Annotated in this window: 1 protein-coding gene; it reads left to right on the top strand. The window is 39.8% G+C overall.

Annotated features, from left to right (window positions below; all coding sequences use genetic code 11):
* Positions 1-56 precede the first annotated feature (56 nt).
* Positions 57-1,408 (top strand): IS3 family transposase gene (locus NF418_RS10235; protein WP_256779523.1). Its coding sequence is split into 2 segments (ribosomal slippage): positions 57-513 and positions 513-1,408, totalling 1,353 coding nucleotides; the frame shifts between segments, so codons are not numbered across the junction.
* Positions 1,409-1,440: the final 32 nt, after the last annotated feature.

The raw sequence follows: 1,440 nt of genomic DNA, 5'->3' as shown, positions 1-1,440 counted from the left end.
TGAACCGCACCCCAAAAGTTAGACAGAAAAAATCTAACATTTGGGGTGCTATTTTTATGAAATTGAGCTATGAAGACAAAATCGAAATCTATGAACTACGCCAAAGTGGTCAGTCTATCAAGAACTTGTCAAACCAATTTACTATTTCTGAATCTGTTATCCAATATATGCTTCGACTGATTGATAGGTATGGAATAAACATTGTCAAGAAAGGTAAGAACACTTATTATCCTCCAGAACTCAAGCAGGAAATGATTGATAAAGTACTTCTTCAGAAGCAGTCGAGTCTGTCAGTCTCACTTGATTACGCCTTGCCAAATCGAGGAACTCTCCCAAACTGGATAGCACAATACAAGAAAAACGGGTATACTATTCTTGAGAAAACAAGAGGGAGGCCACCAAAGATGGGGCGTAAACCAAAGAAAACCTGGGAAGAGATGACGGAGTTAGAGCGACTTCAGGAGGAAAATGAACGGCTTAGGACGGAGAATGCCTATCTAAAAAAGTTGAGAGCGCTTCGTTTAAGGGACGAAGCCAGAGAACAAGAAAGGCTCAAACAGTTAGAGAGATGGTCGCAGAAGGATTCCGACTAGATCTACTGCTGACGATTGCTCAATTAGTTCCTTCTACCTATTACTATCAAGTCAAACAATTGAATAAACCTGATAGAGATAAGGACTTAAAAGTTGAAATTCAAGCCATTTATGATGAACATAAGGGAAACTATGGCTACCGTCGCATTCACCTTGAACTAAGAAATCGTGGATTTTCTGTCAACCACAAGAAAGTACAACGACTGATGAAAGAGTTAGGTTTGACTGCTCGTATTCGTAGACGCAAGAGATACAAGTCTTACAAGGGCGATGTGGGCAAGAAAGCTCCTAATCTCATTGAGAGAGCCTTTGAAGGGGCTAAGCCTTTTGAGAAGTGCTATACAGATGTGACTGAGTTCGCTCTGCCAAATTGTGCTGAAAAACTCTATCTTTCTCCTGTTCTGGATGGCTATAATAGCGAAATTATTGATTTTACCTTATCCCGCTCTCCAAACCTCATACAAGTTAAGACCATGCTTGAGAAGGTCTTCCCTGAGGAAACTTACCCAAATACCATTCTCCATAGTGACCAAGGTTGGCAATACCAACATGAAGTCTATCACCGTTTTCTTGCAAGTAAAGACATACGTCCTTCCATGTCTCGCAAGGGAACCAGCACAGATAATGGCATGATGGAATCCTTCTTTGGTGTCTTGAAGACTGAGATGTTTTATGGCTTTGAGAAGACTTTCAAGTCTATGGATCAACTGGAGCAAGCTATCACCGAGTATATTTTTTACTACAACAATAAACGCATTAAAACAAAACTAAAAGGACTTAGTCCTGTTCAGTATAGAACTAAATCCTTTCAATAATATTTTTTGTCTAACTTTTTGGGGTCAGTACA

The sequence above is a fragment of the Streptococcus suis genome (assembly GCF_024509555.1).
Lineage (GTDB): Bacteria > Bacillota > Bacilli > Lactobacillales > Streptococcaceae > Streptococcus > Streptococcus suis_AD.
This window is presented reverse-complemented; position numbering and strand designations above follow the sequence as displayed.